The sequence below is a fragment of the Amycolatopsis sp. CA-230715 genome, from assembly GCF_018736145.1.
Lineage (GTDB): Bacteria > Actinomycetota > Actinomycetes > Mycobacteriales > Pseudonocardiaceae > Amycolatopsis.
On the sequence record NZ_CP059997.1, the window covers coordinates 8,969,264 to 8,990,067 of the forward strand.

A 20,804-nucleotide genomic window follows, 5' to 3' on the forward strand; every position below is an offset into this window, starting at 1 on the left:
ATGGAAGCCGTGGCGGTGGTCGGGGCGGCGTTCGCGCTGCCCGGCGGACTGCGCACCTTCGACGCGTTGCACACCGCGCTGGCGGCAGGCTTCGACGCGGTCGGCCCGCCGGCGGAGGAGCGCGTCGTCAACGCGGGCGGTGAGTCCGATGTGGACTACCTCCGGATCGGCTACCTGGACCGGGTGGACCTGTTCGACCACGGTTTCTTCGGCCTCTCCCTCGGCGAGAGCGAGCTGATGGACCCGCACCAGCGGATCAGCCTGCAGCTCGTGCACGAGGCGCTGGAGCACGCCGGTTACGCGCCGTCCCGGCTGCGCGGTTCGGACACGTCGGTGATCGTGAGCGCGCCGAACCCGTCCTACGCCGGCCTGTACGCGGGTGAGGACGCTCGGCAGATCCTGGGTTCGCTCCCGGCGGCCGCGGCGGCGCGCATCGCCTACCTCTTCGACTTCACGGGACCGGCGTTCGTGGTGGACACCGCGTGCAGCGGTAGCCTGAACGCGGTGGCGATGGCCGTGGCGCAGCTCCGCGCCGGGCGGACGGAAATGGCCGTGTGCGGCGGTTTCAGCGTGGAGTCGGTGCTGATGCCCGAGCACGATCACGAACCGTTGCCGGGGGTCGTTTCCCGTGCCGGGGTGTGCCGCCCGTTCGACTCGGCCGCGGACGGCACGATCGGGGGCGAGGGCGGCGGATTCGTTGTACTGAAACGGCTTTCGTCGGCACTCGCCGCGCAGGACACCGTGCTCGCGGTGCTCACCGGCGTCGCGGTGAACCACAACGGTGCCCGCGCGGTGGGCATGAGCGCGCCCAGTTCGTCCGCGCAGGCGGAGGTGATCAGGGCGGCGCACCGCGAAGCGGGCGTCCGCCCCGAGGACATCGGTTACGTCGAGGCGCACGGTTCGGGCACCCCGCTCGGGGACGTGGTCGAGGTCGCCGGTCTGGCGGAAGCGTTCTCCGCCGGTCCGCCCGCGATCGGTTCGGTCAAAGGGAACTTCGGCCATCTCGACCACGCCGCCGGGATCGCCGGGCTGCTCAAGGTGATCTGCGCGCTGCGCACCGGAACGCGGTACCCGACCGCGCACTTCGAGCGGCCCAACCCGGCGTTCTCCGCGCCGGTCGTGGTGGACACCGAACCGGCCCGCTGGGAAGGACCTCGGCGGGCCGGGCTCAGCTCCTTCGGGCTCACCGGGACGAACGTGCACGTAGTGGTGGAACAGGCGCCGGTACGAGCGCACGTCGTCGACGACGAGACGCCGAGACTGGTCACCATTTCCGCGAAAACCCCGGCGGCGCTGGAGGAATACCTGCGCGCGCTGGCCGACTTCACCGACGGGACCGGCCATCCGCTCGCGCAGATCGCGGCGGTGCTCAACGAAGGGCGCGACGATCACGCCTGCCGCCGGGCCTTCGTCGCGCGAGACACCGGTGAACTGACCTCGGCGCTTCGGCTGGCTACACCGCCGGAACAGCCATCGCCCGCGGGGACGCCGGTGGTGCTGCTGTTCTCCGGCGACGGCGAGCAGTGGACGCGGCAGCTGGAGCGGCACGAACTGGTGCGGTCCCTCGGCATCGACGATTCGAGGATGGTCGGCAGCGGCACCGGAAATCTCGCGGTGCGGGTCGCGCGAGGCCGGATCACGCGCGCCGAGGCCGAAGCGGCGGCCGCGGGCCTGTCCCCGGAGGTCGACGCCGAAGGCCTGCGCCGGGCCGTGCGAGGGTTCGTGGCCGACGGTGCGGTGCTGCTCGAAATGGGCGAGGACGGGATCCTCTCCCGGGAGATCGCGGCGCTCGAACCGGGCTTGCCGATCGTCCGCCTGCTCGCGGGCGACGGGCCGCTGCGCGCGCTCGCCGAACTCTACGAGCTCGGCGTGGACATCGACTGGTCCGCGCACTACGCGGACGGCAGGCCACCGCGGATCGACGCGCCGACCTACCCGTTCGAACCGGTTCCCTGCTGGGTTCCGCGCGCGGAAACCGCCGGAAAACCGCGAGCGGCGGGCGAAAACCTCGAACAGGCCGTCGCGGCGATCTGGACCCGCGTGCTCAAGTCCACCGGTATCGGCCCGGATTCCGACTACTTCGAGCTGGGCGGCACCTCGATCGCGGGCATCACGCTGATCCGGGAGTTCGAGGCCGAACTGGGGGTCCGGCTCGGCTTCGCCGAGCTGTACGAGAACCGCACGGTCCGCGCGCTCGCGGAGCTGATCGCCGGGCGGCGTGCGACGGATCCGGAGGACTGGTCGATACCGGTGCTCCCGCGCGGGGGACCGCTGCCGATTTCGGTCGGCCAGGAACAGCTCTGGTACCTCGACCGGCTGGCGCCGGGGACACCGCTCTACAACATCCCCACCGATCTGCGGTACCGCGGCCCGCTGGACGTCGACGCGCTGCGAGGCGCCTTCGCCGATCTGGCGGCGAGGCACGAGATCATGCGAACCAGGATCGTGGCCGACGAGAACGGCCGCCCGTACGCGCTCGCCGACCTGCCCGCCGGGGACCTGCGGGTCGTCGACCTGACCTCGGCCGGTGCGCGGGAACTGTCGGCGGCGATGCGGCAAGAGGCGGTGGAGCCGTTCGATCTCGCCACCGGGCCACTGGTGCGCGCCGTGCTGTTCGCCGTGTCCGAACACGACCACCAGCTGCTGTGCACGTGGCACCACATCGCGTTCGACGGCTGGTCGCCGCGCGTGTTCCTGCGCGATCTCACCGAGTTCTACACCGCGCGGGTGGAGGGCAGGGCGGCGGTGCTGCCGGACCTGCCCGCGCAGTACCCGGATTTCGCGGGCTGGCAGCGGGCACGGCTCGACGATGTCCGCGCGCGGGGACTGGAGTTCTGGCGTGCGCGGCTGGCCGACCTGCCGACCAGGGAGCTGCCGCTGGACAGGCCGCGGCCCGCGGTCGAGTCGCACGCGGGCGCCCTGCTCGAATTCACGCTGGACCACGAGCGGGCGGACCGGTTGCGCGAGTTCAGCGCGACGGCGGGGGTGACCACGTTCGTCACCGCGCTGGCCCTGTTCGACACGGTTCTATACCTGTGGGCCGGGCACGAGGACGTGGTGGTCGGCGCCGCCACGACCGGCCGGGTCAATCCGGCGACCCACGAGCTCATCGGCTACTTCAACAACCTGCTGCCGTTCCGCACCCGGCTCGACGGCCGTCCCGGCTTCCGCGAAGTCGTTCGCCGGTGCGCCGAAACCGTGGCGGGCGCGCTCGACCACGAAGAGGTGCCCTTCGCCGATATCGTGGCCGATCTGCAGCCGCGGCGGGACTCGTCCCGCCACCCGCTGTTCACGGTGGCCTACACGCACCAGAACACCGCGACCCATTCCGCCGAACTGCCGGGGCTGGCGGTGTCCGTTCCGGAGGAGGGCGGCTTCGGGATAGCCGAGGGCACGGCGAAGTTCGACCTCACGCTCGGACTGTCCGATCAGGACGGTGGCCCGATGCGGGGCTACCTCGAGTACGCCACCGATCTGTTCGACGAGTCCACCATGGCCGCGGTTTCGGCGTTGTTCCGCCAGATCGCCGCCGAGGCGGTGGACCACCCCGACCGCCCGCTGGACGAGCTGGCGCGCGGGGACCACCGCACGGTCGCCGAGCTGGTGCTGGCGCGGGCGCGGCGGCAGCCGGATCGCCACGCCGTCGTCGACGGCGATCGGGTCCGCACCTATCGCGAGCTCGTCGGCGCGGCGGCGGCGCTGTCCCGTCGGCTCGTCGAGGCCGGAGCCGGGCCGGAGACGGTGGTGCCGGTCGTGGTCGGCCGCGGTGCCCGGCTGGCGGTCGCCTGGCTCGGCGTGCTGGGCGCCGGAGCCGCCTTCGCCCCGATCGATCCCGCGGTGCCCGCCGCACGGCGGGACGACATCATCGCCTCGCTCGACCCGCCGGTGGTCGTCGCGGACGCCGGGACCGACGCGGGCGGACGGCCGGTGCTGATCCCGGACGACGCGTCGGACGGACCGCTCGCGTTCCCCCGCGACGCGACCGCGCGCGGTCTCGCCTACGTGGCGCACACTTCCGGCTCCACCGGGCGGCCGAACGGCTGCGAAATCGAACACCGCGGCCTGCTGAACCTGGTGCACTGGTACGGCAGGGAAACCCGGTTGTCCGATGGCGACCGCGTGGCACAGTTCTACGCCCCGGCTTTCGACGGCGCGATAATGGAGGTGCTGTCCGCGCTCGCGCACGGCGCGACCGTCCACTTTGTCCACGAGGTGCTGAGCACGCCGGCCGAGCTGGCTCGTTCGCTGCGCGAAGACGGCATCTCGGTGGCGGCGATGCCGACCGCGTTGGCGGAACTGCTGATCGCCGAGCAGCCGGGCCTTCCCGCGCTGCGGGTGCTCGGGGCGGGCGGCGACCGGTTGCGCGCGCGGCCCCCGGCAGGCGCGGCGTACCGGATGCTGAACCTGTACGGCCCCACCGAATGCACGGTGGTGTCCCTGTGCGGAGCGGTCGACCCGACCGGCGACGACCTGCCCGGCCTCGGTCACCCCGTCACCGGAACCACTGCCTACGTGCTCGGGCCCCGCGCTGAACGGGTGGCGCCGGGGGTGACCGGGGAGCTGTACCTCGGCGGGGCCTCGCTGGGGCGCGGTTATCGCGGCCTGCCGGGACTGACGGCGAGCCGGTTCGTCGCCGACCCGTTCGGCCCGCCCGGTGCCCGGATGTACCGCAGCGGTGATCTCGCTTCGATCCGCCCCGACGGCACGATCGCGTTCCACGGCCGCGCGGATCAGCAACTGTCCCTTCGAGGGCACCGGGTGGAACCCGCCGAGGTGGAGCGCGCGCTGACCGCGCAGCACGGGGTGCGGGAATCGGTGGTGATCGCCGACGAGCACGTGGCGGGCGTTCCGCGGCTGGTCGCCCACGTCGCCGGTGACCGGTTACCGGCCGAGGAGGAACTGCTCGCGGCGCTCGGCGCGGAGCTGCCGTCCTACCTGGTCCCGGCCCGGATCGTGCGGCACCGCGTGCTGCCGAGAACGGTGAACGGAAAGCTCGAACGCGCAGGGCTCGGTGACGGAGGGGGAGAACCGATGAGCGCACTCACGGATGCGGAACGGGTGCTCGGCGGGATCTGGGCCGAGCTGCTCGGTCGCGAATCGATCGGACCCGACGAGGACTTCTTCCGGATCGGCGGTGACTCCATCCTGAGCGTCGGCGTCGCGGCGAGGGCGGCAAGGGCCGGGCTCGCGATCACCGCGCAGGACGTCCTGCGGTACCCGACCCTGCGAAGACTCGCGGAGGCGGTGTCGCCCGCCGCACCGCCCGCAGCCACTGCGGACAGCGGCCCGATCCCGCTCACCCCGCTCATGCTCGACCTGCTCGACGCGGTCGAACCGTTCTCACCGGGGGCGCCCGAGTTCGTGGTGGCCGAGGTGTTGGAGGTCGAGCCCGGTATCGAGGTGGACCGGCTGTGCGCGGCCTTCGCGGAACTCGTCCGGGTACACGAGCCGCTGCGGTACCGCTTCCGCCGCAACCGGCTCGGCTGGCGGATCGAACCGGGCGAGGCCAGTGCCGAGTCCGTTGTGGACACCGCGGTGCTGCCGCCGGTGACCCCGGACGAGGAGCGGGCGGTGCTCGCCGCGGACATCGCCGAACTCGCCGGGGACGTCGACCTCGGGCGCGGGCCGTTGCTCCGCGCCCGCTACTACCGCCGGGGCGCCGATCGCGGCGGAGTGGTCCTGCTGGTGCTGCACCACTTCGCGCACGACGAGATTTCCACCGTGCCGCTGCTCGAAGACCTCAACGGGGCGCTGACCGGGAACGGTGACACGGCGGTGCGGCCCGCGGCGTGGCGGGACTGGACCCGGTTGCTGGCCGGTCTGGCGCAGAGCGACGAACTGGCCGGGGAACTCGGCTACTGGACCGGTGTGCTGCGCCGGGGCGCGGCGGAGGTGCGACCGGCGAGCGCGGACGGCGAGCCGGGCGTGCTCAGCAGGGTGGTGCCCGGCGAACGGCTGGCGGAGCTGCTGTCGGTGGCGGGCCCCACCAGCCGGGAGGCCTCGTTGTGCGCGGTGGCCTGCGGCTGGTCCCGCTGGCGCGGCGAACCGGGCGCGTACCTGTCGACGGTCGGCCACGGCACCCCGTCCGCGTTCCGGCCGGGGGACCGGTCGCGCTCGGTCGGCTGGTTCACCAACGTCTTCCCGGTGCACCTCCCGGTCGATCCCGCCACCAACCCCGCCGAAGCGCTGTCGGGAACCACCGAGGTGCTCCGCTCGGTGCCGAACGACGGCGTGGGCTACGGCGTGCTGCGCCGGTTCAGCCCGCAGACGCCCGCGGTGCAGGAACTCCGGGCCCTGCCCGATCCCGTGGTGCTGGTGGAGCACAAGACCAGCGGGCTCAACCCGATCCGGCTCGGCGGGCCGGTGTCGATCGGGACGGCGCCGATCCAGCACCAGGCACTCCGGCCGCTGGTGGCGCTGCGCCCGCTGGTCATCGTCACCGGTGTGGTCGACGGGCGGACCGAGATCCACCTCGTCCATAGTGGACGGTTCAGCGCGAAGGACGCGGACGTGCTCGCCGATCGGCTGGCCGAGGCGTTCGCGGAACTGGGCGCGGGCGCATGACCGCGCCGTTGGCGGTCCGCGCCGTCGCCGACTTCCTGCCGGAGACGGTGGCCGCGGTCGCCGAGCTGCCGGAACTCGCCGAGCTGCCCGAAGACCGGCGGCGGGTGTGCCTGGAACTCGGCATCGACCGGATCCGCGCGGATCCGCGCTACGACGCGGTGGGGTTGGCGGCGGGTGCGGCGGGGAAGGTGCTCGCCGAGACCGGTGCGTCGCCGGGTGCGCTCGTGGTGATCGGCTCGCGCGCCCCGGAGCGGCTGATGAGCTCCGAGGCCACCAGGCTCCAGGCCCTGCTCGGCCTCGGTGACGCGCTCACCTTCTCGGTCGGCGGCCTTGGCTGCGTCTCGCTCACCCCCGCGCTGCTCGTCGCGCGCGGGCTGCTCGCCGCCGATCCGGCGCTCGACGAGGTGCTGGTCGTGCACGGCAGCAAACCGCCGACGCCGAGGCGGTACCGGCATCCGGTCACGGTGAGCGGTGACGGCGGGCAGGCCGTGCTGCTGTCCAGAACCGGCCCGGTGCGGGTGCTCGACATCGTGCAGGTCACCAACGGCGCCTACTGGGACCTGTACACAGTGGACTTCCGTGATCGCGCGCAGGCCGACTGGAGCGAGGAATGCGCCGATCTGCGGCGCTACTCGTTCACCCTCGCGACGGAAGGGCGGGTGCGGCTGCGCGAACTGCACCGGGAGCTGCTCGCCAGGAACGGAATGTCCACAACGGACGTAGCCTGCTACGTCAGCCAGAACCTCTCGGCGGGCTCGCTGCGGTTCACCGAGGAGGCACTCGGGATTCGGCTGTCGGCGGCCTGCTCCGGCAATCTCGCGTCCCACGGCCACCTCGGCCCGAACGACATCCTGCTCAACCTGTCCGCCGCCATCGCGAACGGAGAGCTGCCGCCCGGCTCGCGCGCGGTGGTGCTCAACGCCAGCCCGGTCGCGGCGTGGAGCCTGCTGCTGGTCGAACACGCCGGCGACGAAGCCAAAACGCACTACCTGTAGGAGGAATGCATGCAGACCGAGGTTCCGATCGAGGTGGTGCGCGCCCGGTTGCTGGAGTTCGTCAACTCCCTCGTCAACACCGAGCTCGATCCCGACGACGACTACTTCGCACAGGGCCTGATCAGCTCGCTGGTGGCGCTGGAGCTGGTGACCTTCGTGGAGCACCGCTTCGCGATCACCGTCGAGGTGGCCGACCTCGATCTCGACAACTTCCGCACGGTGAACCGGTTGGCCGCGTTCGTGCTCGCCAAGACGGGCGCCTGATGGAGCTGGGGGAGTTCGACGCCACCGCCTGGGACGAGCGCGGGGTGCTGCCGCTGGAGGCGCGCGAAGCGGTCGCGGGCGCGGGCTGGCTCGGCACCGACATCCCCGTCGAATACGGCGGCGGCGGTGGCTCGCAACGGGAACTGGGGGAGCTGTGCGCCGAGGTCGGTGCCGTGTGCGGCTCGGTCCGCGCGCTGATCACCGTGCAGGGCATGGTGTCCGCCGCGATCGGCCGCTGGGGGACCGACGCGCAGCGGGCGGACTTGCTGCCCGCGCTGGCGGCGGGGGACCAGCTCGCCGGCTTCGCCGCGACCGAAGCGGGTGCCGGCACCGAACTGTCCGCTGTGGACACGCGGCTCGAACGGGACGGTGACCAGCTCGTCGTGACGGGCGAGAAGCGCTGGATCACCTTCGGCCAGGAGGCGACGGTGTTCCTGGTGCTCGGCAGCCTCGACGGGGCACTCGCCACCGTGCTCGTCGAGGCGGATCGGGCGGGGGTGCGTGCCGAACCGGTGCGCGGGCAGCTCGGGCTGCGCGCCGCGATGATCGCGCACGTGCGGTTCGACGGTGTGCGGGTGCCGATGGAGAACTTGGTGGCACCAGCCGGTTTCGGACTGTCCCATGTGGTCGCCACGGCGCTGGACCACGGCCGCTTCACCGTCGCCTGGGGCTGCGCCGGGATGGCGGCCGCCTGCGTCGACGACGCGGCCGCGCACACCACCAGGCGCCGTCAGCGCGGGACACCGCTCGCCTCGCACGAGCTGGTCCGATCGGTACTGGCCAGGATGGCGGTGGACGCGACCGCCGCGCGGCAGCTGTGCGCGGCCGCGGCGAGCGCGCGCGACGCCAAGGAACCGGGTGCGGTCGCCGCCACCGTCATGGCCAAGTACGCGGCCGCGCGGGCGGCGGCTTCGGCGAGCCAGGACGCCGTGCAGCTGCTCGGGTCCGCGGGCTGCGCGCCGGACAGCAGGGCTGGCCGGTTCTTCCGCGACGCCAAGGTCATGCAGATCATCGAGGGCTCGGACCAGGTGTCCGAGCTGCACATCGCCGAACACCTGCTGCGGCAGCACCGAGCCGAGGGGGTCGCGTGACCGAACCGGTCAAGTGCCTGGTCTGGGATCTCGACGACACGCTGTGGCAGGGGGTGGTGCTGGAAGGCGACGACGCGACGCCGTTTCCCGCCGCCGTCGCCGCGCTGCGCGAGCTGGACGAACGCGGGATCCTGCACGCCACCGCGAGCCGAGGGGACCACGCGACGGCCGTGGCGCACCTCGACCGGGTGGGGCTGCGCGAGCTGTTCACCGTGGTGGAGGTCGGCTGGGGCGCCAAGTCCGCGTCGGTTCGCCGCGTCGCGGACCTGCTGAACCTCGGTACCGGCAGCTTCGCCTTCATCGACAACGATCCCGTCGAACGCGCCGAGGTCGTGGCGGCGCTGCCCGAGGTACGGGCGTACGCCGCCGAACAGGCGGGCTCGCTCCCGGACCTGGCGGAGTTCCAGCCGGTGACGCGCACCGCGGAATCGGCCCGGCGGCGGCAGCTGTACCAGGTGGAGGCTGGCAGGCGCGCGGCGGAACAGGCGCACGACGGCACCGCGCCGGAGTTCCTCGCCTCGCTGGACCTCACGATGGTGATCCGCAGGGCGACCGCCACCGATCTGGCCAGGGCGCACGAGCTGACCGTGCGGACCCACCAGCTCAACACGACCGGTCTCACCTTCGACGAGGACGAGCTGCACCGGTTGTCCTCCTCGCCCGATCACGAGGTGCTGGTCGCCGAGCTCACCGACCGATTCGGCCCGTACGGGACCATCGGGCTGGCGCTGACCGAGCGGAGCGGCACGACCACCACGATCAAGCTGCTGCTCACCTCCTGCCGGGTGGCCTCCCGCGGCGCGGGCGCGGCCCTGATCGAGCAGGTCGTGCGGCGCTCGCTGGCCGAGGGGCGGCGCACGCTCGCGGAGTTCGCGCCCACCGAGGTCAACCGGATCATGCTGGTCACGCTGCGGTTCGCCGGGTTCGAGGTGGACCGGGACACGGGCGACCGGCTGCTGCTGGCGCACCGAGGCGAGCCGGTTTCGCGGTCAGGGCACATCCGGGTGCGGACCGAAACCGCGCACTGACCCGCGACACCAAGGAGGAATTCGGAATGGCCGACTACGCGGTTCTCGGTGGCGGCACGATGGGCTGCGGTGTGGCGCAGTGCGTCGCTGCGGCGGGCGGTTTCGTGACGGTGTTCGAACCGGTAGCCGCGGCACGGGAAGCCGGGCCGGACCGGATCCGCGCGGGGGTTCGCCTCGCGCGGATGCTGCGCCGCGACGACCTCGATCCGGACGAGGTGCTGGGCCGCATCCGCTGGACCGATCGCTGGGACCAGCTCGGGATGCCGGAGTTCGTGCTCGAATGCGTGCCGGAACGCTTGCCCGTCAAGGAAGAAGTGCTGCGCGCGGCCGACGAGCACAGTGCGCCGGGGGCCGTGCTCGCGTCCTGCACTTCGGCGATCCCGGTCGACCACATGGCGGGCTGGGTCGGTGATCCCGGCCGGGTGATCGGCACGCACTTCATGAACCCGGCGCCGCTCAAGGACACCGTCGAGGTGGCCAACGGGCCCCGCACCTCGCCGGACACCTTGCGGCGCACCACGGAACTGCTCGACCTGCTCGGCAAGAAGGCCATCGTGGTGGGTGACGGCCCGGGGTTCGTCTCCAACCGGGTGCTGATGCTCACCGTCAACGAGGCGGCCGCCGTGGTGCACCAGGGCACCGCCGACGCGGCCACCGTGGACGCGGTGTTCCAGGAGTGCTTCGGGCACCGGATGGGACCGTTGCGCACCGCCGACCTGATCGGGCTCGACACCATCGTCGACACCTTGGTGGTGTTGCGGGAGTTCACCGGCGACCCGCGGTTCGAGCCGAGTCCGTTGCTGGCCGAGCTGGTGGCGGCGGGGAACCTCGGGGAGAAGAGCGGGCGCGGATTCCACCGTTCCGCGCGGAGCCACCTGTCTTCCTGACCGTCGCGCGTTTTGCCCTGATGTCTCTCGTTCCGGGTGCGCGAGGGCACACTTCACCGGCATCTGTAACGAAAAAGAGGGCTGGTCTTGACCGTGCCAGAGCGGTCGTTGGAGGGTGGATTCTCGGTCCCTCCGAGAGAAAGCAGGGCAATGCGCGAAAACAGTTCGGCAAGAAAAGCGGCTGGCCTGAAACGTCGTTCCCTGGGTCGTTTTTTCGGGCTTCTGACAACGATGTCACTGGCGACTGTGGCGCTTTCCGGGCCGGTGTCCGCCGGTGCGAGCGAGCCCAAGGACGAGTGGAACGTCGTTTTCCAGGACAATTTCGACGGCCCGGCGGGTAGTCGGCTCAACGAGAAGGATTGGCTCTACGACAAGGGAACCGGGTACCCGGGCGGTGCCGCGAACTGGGGTACCGGCGAGGTCGAGGTCGCCACGGACTCCACTGAAAACGTGTACCAGGACGGCAGTGGCCACATGGTGATCAAGCCGATCCGGGATTCGGCAGGCAAGTGGACCTCGGGCAGGGTCGAAACCCAGCGCACCGACTTCGGCGCACCGGCGGGCGGGCAGATGGAGCTCAGTGCGTCCATTCAGCAGCCGAATCCGGAAAAGGGGCTCGGCTATTGGCCCGCGTTCTGGGCGATGGGTGCCGACGCGCGCCCGGCGAACGCCACGAACTGGCCGAGCATCGGCGAAATCGACATCATGGAGGACGTCAACGCGCTGAGCAAGCATTCCACTACCTTCCACTGTGGACAGTGGGCCGGCGAGTGCCACGACCCGGACGGTATCACCAGTGACCTCCAGGCCTGCGACGGTTGCCAGACCGGTTTCCACACGTATTCGGTGATCGTGGACCGGCGCGACGCCGCCGCCGAGGAGCTGCGCTTCTTCCTCGACGGAAAGCAAACCTTCGCGGTGAAACAGAACCAGGTGTCCGACGCGACCTGGAAGGCGGCGGTGGACCACGGTTTCTTCGCCATCTTCGACGTCGCGATCGGCGGTTCGTACCCGAACAAGGTCTGCGGCTGCACCTCACCGGCCCCCGACATCACTTCGGGCGCCGGAATGAGCGTCGATTCCTTCACCGTCAAGGTAAGCAAGAGCTAGGAACAAGCCGAAAAGGTCCGTCCCGCGTCCGATTCAGGGCGCAGGACGGGCCTTCTTCGACTCCGGCGCGATGGCGTTGCGGTTTGGTCTCTCTGTGTACGTTGAGTACCAGACCTGGTGCGGCGTGCGACAGCGTGGGCGGATACGCGGCCAGCTCACGGTTCCACCGGTGATCACACCCGGTTACAAGATCGAAGAACACGCGACAGATAATTACGCGACCTCACCAGTGTGACCCCCAGCCTCGCCCAGAGCCTCGAGAGGGTTACCCGAGTTGACAGGCAAGTGGCGGCTTGCGTAACTTGCGGAGGCATGGGAGACGTCTTCAAGGCCTTGGCCGATCCCACCCGCCGCACGATCCTGGACGAGCTGACCGACCGGGACGGGCAGACGCTGTTCGAGATCTGCGCCCGGCTGACCAACAAGCACGGGCTCGGTTCGTCGCGACAGGCGGTCTCGCAACACCTCGACGTCCTCGAGGCCGCCGGTCTGGTCAAGACCAGGCGTGACGGCAGGTACAAGTTCCACTACATCGACACCGAACCGCTCGAGCCGATCGTCGAGCGGTGGCTGAACAAACCCGGCAAGAGGGGACCGACATGAGGATCAACCTGACGAACGTGCTCGTCGACGACCAGGAGAAGGCGCGACGGTTCTACACCGAGGTGCTCGGCTTCGTGCCGAAGCACGACGTGCCGCTCGGCGGCGGGGCGCGGTGGCTGACCGTGGTGTCCCCGCAGGACCCGGACGGCACCGAACTGCTGCTCGAACCCACCGGGCACCCGGCGGCGAAGCCCTACAAGGACGCACTCGTCGCCGACGGCATCCCGTACACCTCGTTCGCCGTCGACGACGTGAAAGCCGAGTACGTCCGGCTGCGCGAACTCGGCGTCCGCTTCACCCAGGAGCCGACCGACATGGGCACCGTCGTCACCGCGGTGTTCGACGACACCTGCGGCAACCTGATCCAGATCGCCCACCAGACAAGCTGACGGAGACCGAAGGCCCCCTCTGAGCGGCTTGCGCCGTGAACTCGGCCCGGCACCGTGCGCACTGCGTCAACAGGAGCGCGGTGCGACGCAAGACCCCCATGACCCGGTTCGGACAGGATTCCCCCTGTCCGTCCACCGCCGCGGTCCTGGGAGGAACGTCATGGACGCTGAACGGGATCGGGGTCTGCTGAGGGCGGACGCGCTCGGCACGGCCGGGGTGGTGTTCCTCGTGCTCGCCGCCGTCGCACCGCTTACCGGGATCGTGGTCATCGCGTCGCTCGGGATCGCGCTGGGCAGCGGTGGCGGGATGCCCGGCGCGTTCGTGCTCGCGGCGGCGATCCTGATCCTGTTCGGGATCGGGTACGCGCAGATGAGCCGGATCGTCACCGGTGCGGGCGGGTTCTCCGTCTACGTGTCGCGGGCGATGGGGCGGCCGATGGGACTCGTCGCCGCGTTCGTCGCGGTGCTCGGGTACAACTGCTTCGTCGCGGGCGCGCTCGGCACGAGCGGGTTCTTCACCGCGAACGTCGTCGAGCAGGTCTTCGGCGTCAAAACCCCATGGCAGCTGTGGAGCGTGCTGTCGGCGGTGGCGGTGTTCCTACTCGGACGGCGGGGCGTCGAAGTGAGCGCGAAGGTGCTCGGTGTTTCGCTGGTCCTCGAAGTCGGGATCCTGCTCGTGCTCGATTTCGCGGTGCTCTTCCGCACCGGGTTGAGCGTGCGCGCGTTCTCGCCCGGTGTGGTGTTCGGCGGGTCGACCGGTATCGCGTTCCTGTTCGCCTTCAACGCTTTCGTCGGGTTCGAGGCCACCGGGCTCTTCAGCGAAGAGGCGCGGCGGCCCGCTCGCACGATTCCGCGCGCCACCTACATCGCGATCCTGCTCATCGGCTGCTTCGCCGCGTTCACCACGTGGGCGATCGTCAGCGCGCTCGGCGTCGAAAACGCCGGACAGGCCGGAAAGGACCACCTGGCCGCGGGCGATCTGGTGTTCAGCATCGCGCGCACCTACCTCGGCGACTTCCTGCTCGACGTGATGATGCTGCTGCTGGTGGTGAGCCTGTTCGCCGCGTTGCTCGCGCTGCACAACTCGGCGACGCGGTACCTGTTCGCGCTCGGGCGTTCGCGGGTCCTGCCCGGGGTGCTCGGCCGGACCCGTTCCGCGAGCGGTGCGCCGTACATCGCCAGCGCGGTGCAGATCGGGTTCGCGACACTGGTTGCCGCCGTCTACTCGGTGGCGGGCCTCGACCCGCTCGCCGATCTCACCGCGAGCATGACCGGGATCGGCACCCTCGGGATCATCGCGCTGCAGGCGATGGCCGGGATCGCCGTCGTGGTGTTCTTCCGCAGGCGTGGCGACCCGAGGATCTGGCGCACCGCGATCGCACCGGGGCTCGGCGGGCTCTGCCTGATCGGCGTGACCGTGCTGGCGATCGCGAACTTCCCGACGCTGGCGGGTTCGGAAGCCCCGGTCATCGCGCGGCTGCCCTGGCTGCTGGTGGTCGCGCTCGTGGCGGGCCTCGGCACGGCCGCGTGGCTCCGCAGGACGAAACCCGATGTCTACCAAGGACTTCCGGCGTTCGAGGAGCACCTCCCGAGCTGATCACTCCCGAGTGGACAGTGTCGTGTCCACAAAGGCCTGTGTCGCGGCGGTGACCGGGCCAGCCCTGTGCACGAGCCATTGCGGCAGCCGCTCCGCGGGATCGAAGCGGTGGACGTCGGCACCGGCGCGGCGGGCGAGATCGGCCCAGCCGTCCGGCATCAGCCCGGCACCGATGCCCTTGAGCACCATGGGCAGTACCACGCTGCGGTCCTCGACCTCGGCCACGATCGTCATGTCACCGACGGTCCCGGCGAGCCGGTCGAACAGCGCCCGCACCGCGGTCTGCGGTTTGGGCACCACGAACCGCATCCCGCGCAGGACCTCCGGTGCGACCACCGGCCCGGCTCCTGGCAGTGCGCCGGGCGGCACCACGAGCAGGAACTCCTCGTCGCGGAGGTGGTGCGCCACCAGTCCGTTTCCTGCCGGGCGTTCGCGGCTGCCGCAGACACCGACCTCGCACCGCCCTTGCAGGACCATCGTGACGACCTCGGCCGCGGACTGCGCGGAGGAGGTGCTGACCGTGACGCCGGGGTGGTCCTCCCGGAGATCGGCGATGATGCTGGTGGTCGGTTCGAGCGCGGACGACGAGGTCGCCGCGACGTCGACCCTGCCGACCGCGCCCTCGGCCGCCGAGCGCGCCGCGGTGCGCAGGGCCGCGAGATCGCGCAGCACCAACCTCGCCCGGTCGACCAGCAGCTCTCCCGCGCTGCTCAGCACCGCGTTGCGCCCGACCCGGTGGAAGAGCGTCACGCCCAGCTCGCGTTCCAGGTTCCCGATCGCGCGGGACAGCGAGGGCTGGGCTACGTGCAGCGCGCGGGCGGCGTGGGTGAAACCGCCCCGCTCGACGATCTCGACGAAGTATTCGAGCTGGCGACGTTCCACGGCGGTGCTCCCGATCGATAGCGGCAGGCTATCGGAATGGTGTCACACATGTCTTTGACGTCGTGGTGGGTGAGGCGTTTACTCCCTCCATATCTCGTCGAGCGGAAGGACCAGCTTGTTCACCACGCGGCCGACCCTGCAGGGCACTTTCGGCATGGTTTCCTCCACCCACTGGCTGGCGTCCTCCGCCGCGATGGCGGTGCTGGAGGACGACGGCAACGCCTTCGACGCCGCGGTCGCCGCCGGATTCGTGCTGCACGTGGTCGAACCGCACCTCAACGGCCCCGCAGGCGACCTGCCGATCATCCTCGCCCCGGCGGGCGCCGCGCCGAAGGTCCTTTGTGGACAGGGACCGGCCCCGGCGGGCGCCACCACCGGGCACTACCGCTCGCTCGGGCTGGATCTGGTGCCCGGTACGGGCCCGCTCGCCGCGGCGGTGCCCGGCGCCTTCGACGCCTGGATGCTCCTGTTGCGCGACCACGGGACCAAGTCGCTGTCGGAGGTACTGAAGTACGCGATCGGGTACGCCGAGGGCGGCCATCCCGCGGTGGAACGGATCGGGACGACCGTGGCCGCCGTTCAAGAGCTGTTCGAAACCGAGTGGACCACCTCGGCCGAGGTCTACCTCCGCGACGGGAAACCGCCCGCTCCCGGCGCGCTGGTGAAGAACCCGGCGCTGGCCGCGACCTGGCGCCGCCTGATCGGTGAGGCGGAGGCAGCGGGGCCGGGCCGGGAGGCGCAGATCGACGCGGCGCGCCGGGTGTGGCGCGAGGGCTTCATCGCCGAGGCGCTGACCGAGTTCGCCGCACTACCCACAATGGACACCTCGGGAGAGCGGCACACGGGCACCCTCGCCGGCGCCGATCTCGCCGCGTTCTCGGCGTCCTACGAGGACCCCGCGACGTACACCTGGAACGGCTGGACGGTCGCCAAACCGGGACCGTGGAGCCAGGGCCCGGTCTTCCTGCAGCAGCTGGCCCTGCTGCCGGGGGACCTCGACCACACCGCACCGGACTACGTGCACACCCTCGTCGAAGGCACGAAGCTGGCGATGGCGGACCGCGAGGCATGGTACGGCGACAGCGGTGATCTCGCGCCGGATTCCTTGCTGGGCAAGGAGTACAACGATGCGCGGCGCGCGCTGATCGGGGAGCGCGCCTCGCTGGAGCTTCGGCCGGGCGCACCGGGAGGCCGGGAACCGCGCGTGAGCGAGCACGCGAGGCGGGTCGCCGAAGGCGCGCCGACGGAACGGTTGCCTGCCGGGGCGGGGGAACCGACGGTGGGCAAGGACGGCGCCACCCGCGGCGACACCTGCCACCTCGACGTCGTGGACCGGTGGGGCAACATGGTCGCCGCCACGCCGAGCGGCGGCTGGCTCCAGTCGAACCCGGTGGTGCCGGCTCTCGGCTTCCCGCTCGGGACGCGGCTGCAGATGTGCTGGCTCGAACCGGGCCTGCCGAACTCGCTGACGCCGGGACGTCGGCCGCGCACCACGCTTTCGCCTTCGCTGGCGATGCGCGACGGGGAACCGGTGCTGGCGTTCGGAACCCCCGGCGGCGACCAGCAGGACCAGTGGAGCCTCCATTTCTTCCTCGCGGTCGCACTGCGCGAGAAGGTGCGCGGCCAGCTCGACCTGCAAGGCGCGATCGACGCACCCAACTGGCACACCGAAAGCTTCCCGAGCTCGTTCTACCCGCGCGCGATGCGGCCGGGGAGCGTCACCGTGGAATCGCGGATCGGGGACGCCGTGGTCGCCGATCTCCGCTCCCGCGGGCACGACGTGACGATCGGGGAGCCGTGGTCGGAGGGCCGATTGTGCGCGGTGGCGCGCGATCCGGAAACCGGAGTCCTGTCCGCGGGTTCGAACCCCCGCGGCATGCAGGGCTACGCCGTAGGCAGGTAACCCCACCCGACGCTGGGAGTCGTCCATGGTTCTCCGGTTTTCGCGCGCTAGGCGGCCGTTCGTGCTCGTCGTCGCGGCGGTCGTGCTCGCGGCGTGCGTACCGATCCAGCACGTCGCGGGCGGTGGTGACCACCCCGACGACTACGGCGCCCCAGTCGGCGACCAGCCCGTCCGGCAGGGCGGGGAGTTGACGGTCGGCCTGTCGTCCGAACCAGACCCTCTCGATCCGACGAAGTCCAGTTCGCTCTACACGCGCTACGTGATGAGCACGATCTGCGAGAAGCTCTACGACCTCGACGCGAGTGGAAAGATCGTGCCACAGCTTGCCTCCGCGCTCCCCGAGGTCTCCGCCGACGGGCTGACCGTGACCTTCGGCGTCCGGCCCGGCGTCGTGTTCGCCGACGGAACTCCCTTCGACGCCAACGCGGTGCGCACGAGCCTCCAGCGCCACCTGACCATGAAGGGATCGCAGCGCACCGGTGAAATGGGGCCGATCAAGGAAATCGCCGCACCGGACGCGAGTCACGTCGTGCTCCGCTTCAAACGGCCGTTCGCGCCGATCACCGCCGCACTGGCCGACCGCGCCGGGATGATCATGTCCCCGGCCGCGCTCGCGGCGAAGGGTGCGGACTTCGCGGCGGCGCCGGTGTGCGTCGGGCCGTTCAAGTTCGCCTCGCGGGTCCCGCAGACCGCCATCACCGTGGTCAAGGACCCGCGGTACTACGACGCGGCGCACGTCCACCTGGACAAGATCACCTACCGGATCATGCCCGACGCCAACATCAGGGCGGCCAACCTGCGCTCCGGTGATGTCGCCGTGGCCGACACGATTTCGCCCCAGGACGTCGATTCCCTCGCCAGGGACCCCGATTTGAAGGTGCTGCAATCGGGTTCACTGGGCTACCAGGGCATCACCTTCAACATCGGCAACGTCGATGGCGTAGGCAAACCCGCCAAGCCGATCGACACCCCGCTCGCGAAGGACCCGAGGATCAGGGCCGCCTTCTCCGCGGCGATCGACCGGAAGACCTTGGTGGACACGGTCTTCAACAACTGGTTCGAACCCGCCTGTACACCCGTTTCGCCGAAGTCTCCGTACGCCTCGCCCGCGGGCACCGCCTGTCCGGCCTTCGATCCGAAGCGCTCGCGGCAGCTGCTGGCCGAAGCCGGGGTCCCGGTGCCGTTCCCGGTGCGCCTGCAGGTGAGCAACGCCCAGGACCAGCTCCGCTACGCGCAGGCGTTGCAGGCCAGCGTCGCGGAAGGCGGGTTCGCGCTGGAGATCGTGCCGGTCGAATACTCGACGCTCCTCGACGTGCAGAAGCGCGGCACCTACGAGGCCCTGCTGCTCGGCTGGTCGGGCCGCATCGACCCGGACGCCAACACCGCGCGCTTCCTGGTCAGCGGCGGTGGCGGGAACTACGGCGGCTTCTCCTCACCCGAACTGGACGAGGTGTTGACGAAGGCCGCACAGGTCATCGACCCGGCGCGACGCGCGGCACTGTACGGGAAAGCGGTGACGCTGATCCAGCGCGACAACCCGGTGGTCTACACCTACCGGTTGCGCAACCTCGTCGTGCGGTCGGCCGGTCTCGTCGGCGTCGAGGTGTATTCGGACGGCGTGCTGCGGCTGGGCAAGGCCGCGTTCGCCGCGGACAGGGAGGGCTGAACCCGTGGCGCGCTACCTGTTCCACCGGCTGTGGCAATCCGCGCTGACCCTGCTGCTCGCGTCGATCGTGGTGTTCCTCGGCGTGCGGGCGCTGCCGGGCGATCCGGCGCAGGCGATGGCGGGGGAGGAGGCCGACCCGGCGGCGATCGCCGCGATCCGGGCTCAGCTCGGCCTGGACGAACCCGTTCCCGTGCAGTACCTGAAGTTCCTCGGGCACGCGCTGACGGCCGACTTCGGCAAATCGGCCCGTACCGGCACGCCGGTCACCGACATGATCGGCACCACCCTGCCGGTGACACTGCAGCTCGCGGTCTACGCGATGATCATCGCGGTACTGGCCGGGATGGCGGGCGGGGTTGTCGCGGCGGTGTTCCGCGGGCGCTGGCCGGAATGGGCGGCGAACGGCATTTCCCTGCTCGCGCTGTCGGTGCCGACGTTCTGGCTCGGCATCCTCGCCGTGCTGTACCTGGCCGTCGGGCTCGGCTGGTTCCCCGCCTCGGGATACGTCTCACCGTTCGAGCACCCGCTGCGCGGGATCTACTACCTGACCCTGCCCGCGGTGATCCTCGGGATGTCCCACGCCGCGGTGGTGCAGCGGCAGACCAGGGCGTCCATGGTCGGCACGCTCACCGCCGACTTCGTGCGCACGGCCCGTGCGAAGGGGCTCGGCCGGGGCGCGGTGGTGTTCCGGTACGGGCTGCGCAACAGCTTGATCGTGGTGACCACGGTGGTCGGCCTCCAACTCGGCGGGCTGATCGCCGGCGCGGTGGTCACCGAGCGGATCTTCGGCTTGCCCGGGATCGGGAAGCTCACCCTTGACTCGGTGTTCAGCCGCGACTACCCGGTGATCCAGGCGGTCGTGCTGGTCGTGACGGTCGCCTACATCGTGATCAACCTGCTCGTCGACGTCCTCTACACCATCATCGATCCGCGCGTCCGAGTGTCCGGGAGCCTGCGATGACCGTCCCGCCTGATTCCTCGCTTCCGGTGCGCGGCCGCGTGGTGCGCAAGCTGCTGCGCAATCCCCTCGGCATCTCGGGCGGGGTGCTCCTGCTGATCGTGCTCGTCGGCGGCGTGTTCGCGCCGGTGCTGGCGCCGTACCCACCGGCCGAGGTGCACTTCACCACGCCGTTCCAGCAACCCGGCACGGTCGGGTTCGGACTGGGCACCGACGACCTCGGCCGCGACGTGCTCTCCCGCGTGCTGTACGGGACGCGTGCGTCGTTGGAGGTCGGCGCCCTTTCCGTGCTGCTCGCGCTCGTCGTCGGTGTCCCGCTCGGACTGCTCTCGGGTTACTGGCGTCGCGTCGACGCGGTGGTTTCGCGGCTCGCCGATCTGATGCTCGCCTTCCCGTTCCTGGTGCTCGCGGTCGGCCTCGCCGCGATCAACGGCGGCGGCCTCGGCAACGCCGCGGTCGCGCTCGGCATCGCGAACGTCCCGGCGATGATCAGGGTGGTGCGCGCGGAAACGTTGCGGCTGAAGGAATCCGATTTCGTGCTCGCCGCGCACACCATGCACGCGGGTTCCCTGCGCGTGCTCGGCCAGCACATCCTGCCCAACTCGCTGTCCGCGATCATCGTGCAGGCCACCGTGATCATGCCTGCCGCGGTGCTCGGCGAAGCCATCCTCTCGTTCCTCGGGCTCGGCATCCTGCCACCGGCGCCGAGCCTCGGGATCATGCTGTCGGACGCGCAGCAGTACCTGTTCCGCACCCCGTGGCCCGGAGTCTTCCCCGGTATCGCGATCGCGGTGATCTGCCTCGGGTTCAACCTTTTCGGCGACGCGCTCCGCGACGCGCTCGACCCCAAGACGACGACGTGACGGG

The 20,804-nt window shown here is 70.8% G+C and carries 15 protein-coding genes; 14 read left to right on the forward strand and 1 reads right to left on the reverse strand.

Going from position 1 to position 20,804, the window contains the following annotated elements; translation table 11 throughout:
* The 10 genes from HUW46_RS41870 to HUW46_RS41915 all read left to right on the forward strand — a co-directional run bounded on the left by HUW46_RS41870 (position 1) and on the right by HUW46_RS41915 (position 14,528).
* Positions 1-6,564: a non-ribosomal peptide synthetase gene (locus HUW46_RS41870; protein WP_215544194.1), complete on the forward strand. Its 6,564-nt coding sequence runs from the start codon at positions 1-3 to the stop codon at positions 6,562-6,564.
* Positions 6,561-7,559, forward strand: a complete 999-nt coding sequence (locus HUW46_RS41875; protein WP_215544195.1) for a 3-oxoacyl-ACP synthase — start codon at positions 6,561-6,563, stop codon at positions 7,557-7,559. The genes HUW46_RS41870 and HUW46_RS41875 overlap by 4 nt, the downstream gene beginning before the upstream one ends.
* A gap of 9 nt (positions 7,560-7,568) precedes the next feature.
* Positions 7,569-7,823, forward strand: a complete 255-nt coding sequence (locus HUW46_RS41880) for an acyl carrier protein (protein WP_215544196.1) — start codon at positions 7,569-7,571, stop codon at positions 7,821-7,823.
* The gene (locus HUW46_RS41885; RefSeq protein WP_215544197.1) at positions 7,823-8,914 is read left to right on the forward strand and encodes an acyl-CoA dehydrogenase family protein; all 1,092 of its coding nucleotides are present in this window, start codon (positions 7,823-7,825) and stop codon (positions 8,912-8,914) included. The genes HUW46_RS41880 and HUW46_RS41885 overlap by 1 nt, the downstream gene beginning before the upstream one ends.
* On the forward strand, positions 8,911-9,942 hold the full coding sequence (locus HUW46_RS41890; RefSeq protein WP_215544198.1) for an HAD-IIIC family phosphatase: 1,032 nt from the start codon (positions 8,911-8,913) through the stop codon (positions 9,940-9,942). The genes HUW46_RS41885 and HUW46_RS41890 overlap by 4 nt, the downstream gene beginning before the upstream one ends.
* A gap of 26 nt (positions 9,943-9,968) precedes the next feature.
* Positions 9,969-10,829: a 3-hydroxyacyl-CoA dehydrogenase family protein gene (locus HUW46_RS41895; RefSeq protein WP_215544199.1), complete on the forward strand. Its 861-nt coding sequence runs from the start codon at positions 9,969-9,971 to the stop codon at positions 10,827-10,829.
* A gap of 231 nt (positions 10,830-11,060) precedes the next feature.
* Positions 11,061-11,939, forward strand: a complete 879-nt coding sequence (locus tag HUW46_RS41900; protein ID WP_215544200.1) for a glycoside hydrolase family 16 protein — start codon at positions 11,061-11,063, stop codon at positions 11,937-11,939.
* A gap of 312 nt (positions 11,940-12,251) precedes the next feature.
* Positions 12,252-12,542: an ArsR/SmtB family transcription factor gene (locus HUW46_RS41905; protein WP_215544201.1), complete on the forward strand. Its 291-nt coding sequence runs from the start codon at positions 12,252-12,254 to the stop codon at positions 12,540-12,542.
* On the forward strand, positions 12,539-12,931 hold the full coding sequence (locus tag HUW46_RS41910; RefSeq protein WP_215544202.1) for a VOC family protein: 393 nt from the start codon (positions 12,539-12,541) through the stop codon (positions 12,929-12,931). Before HUW46_RS41905 ends, HUW46_RS41910 begins: the two co-directional genes overlap by 4 nt.
* Positions 12,932-13,091: 160 nt before the next feature.
* Positions 13,092-14,528, forward strand: coding sequence for an APC family permease (locus HUW46_RS41915; protein WP_215544203.1), 1,437 nt, complete (start codon positions 13,092-13,094; stop codon positions 14,526-14,528).
* Here HUW46_RS41915 and HUW46_RS41920 read toward each other — a convergent pair whose 3' ends face one another.
* Positions 14,529-15,410: a LysR family transcriptional regulator gene (locus HUW46_RS41920; RefSeq protein WP_215544204.1), complete on the reverse strand. Its 882-nt coding sequence runs from the start codon at positions 15,408-15,410 to the stop codon at positions 14,529-14,531. It lies immediately after the preceding gene.
* A 115-nt stretch (positions 15,411-15,525) separates the two neighbouring features.
* Between HUW46_RS41920 and HUW46_RS41925 the strand changes: the two genes are divergently transcribed.
* From HUW46_RS41925 to HUW46_RS41940, 4 genes are read left to right on the forward strand one after another with little or no spacing between them, the layout of a single operon-like run.
* The gene (locus tag HUW46_RS41925; RefSeq protein ID WP_215544205.1) at positions 15,526-17,313 is read left to right on the forward strand and encodes a gamma-glutamyltransferase family protein; all 1,788 of its coding nucleotides are present in this window, start codon (positions 15,526-15,528) and stop codon (positions 17,311-17,313) included.
* Positions 17,314-17,338: 25 nt separating this feature from the next.
* The gene (locus tag HUW46_RS41930; RefSeq protein WP_215544206.1) at positions 17,339-18,979 is read left to right on the forward strand and encodes an ABC transporter substrate-binding protein; all 1,641 of its coding nucleotides are present in this window, start codon (positions 17,339-17,341) and stop codon (positions 18,977-18,979) included.
* 4 nt (positions 18,980-18,983) lie between these two features.
* Positions 18,984-19,940, forward strand: coding sequence for an ABC transporter permease (locus HUW46_RS41935; RefSeq protein ID WP_215544207.1), 957 nt, complete (start codon positions 18,984-18,986; stop codon positions 19,938-19,940).
* Entirely contained in the window at positions 19,937-20,800 is an 864-nt protein-coding gene (locus tag HUW46_RS41940; protein ID WP_215544208.1) for an ABC transporter permease, read from the forward strand. Before HUW46_RS41935 ends, HUW46_RS41940 begins: the two co-directional genes overlap by 4 nt.
* The last annotated feature ends 4 nt before the right edge of the window (positions 20,801-20,804 follow it).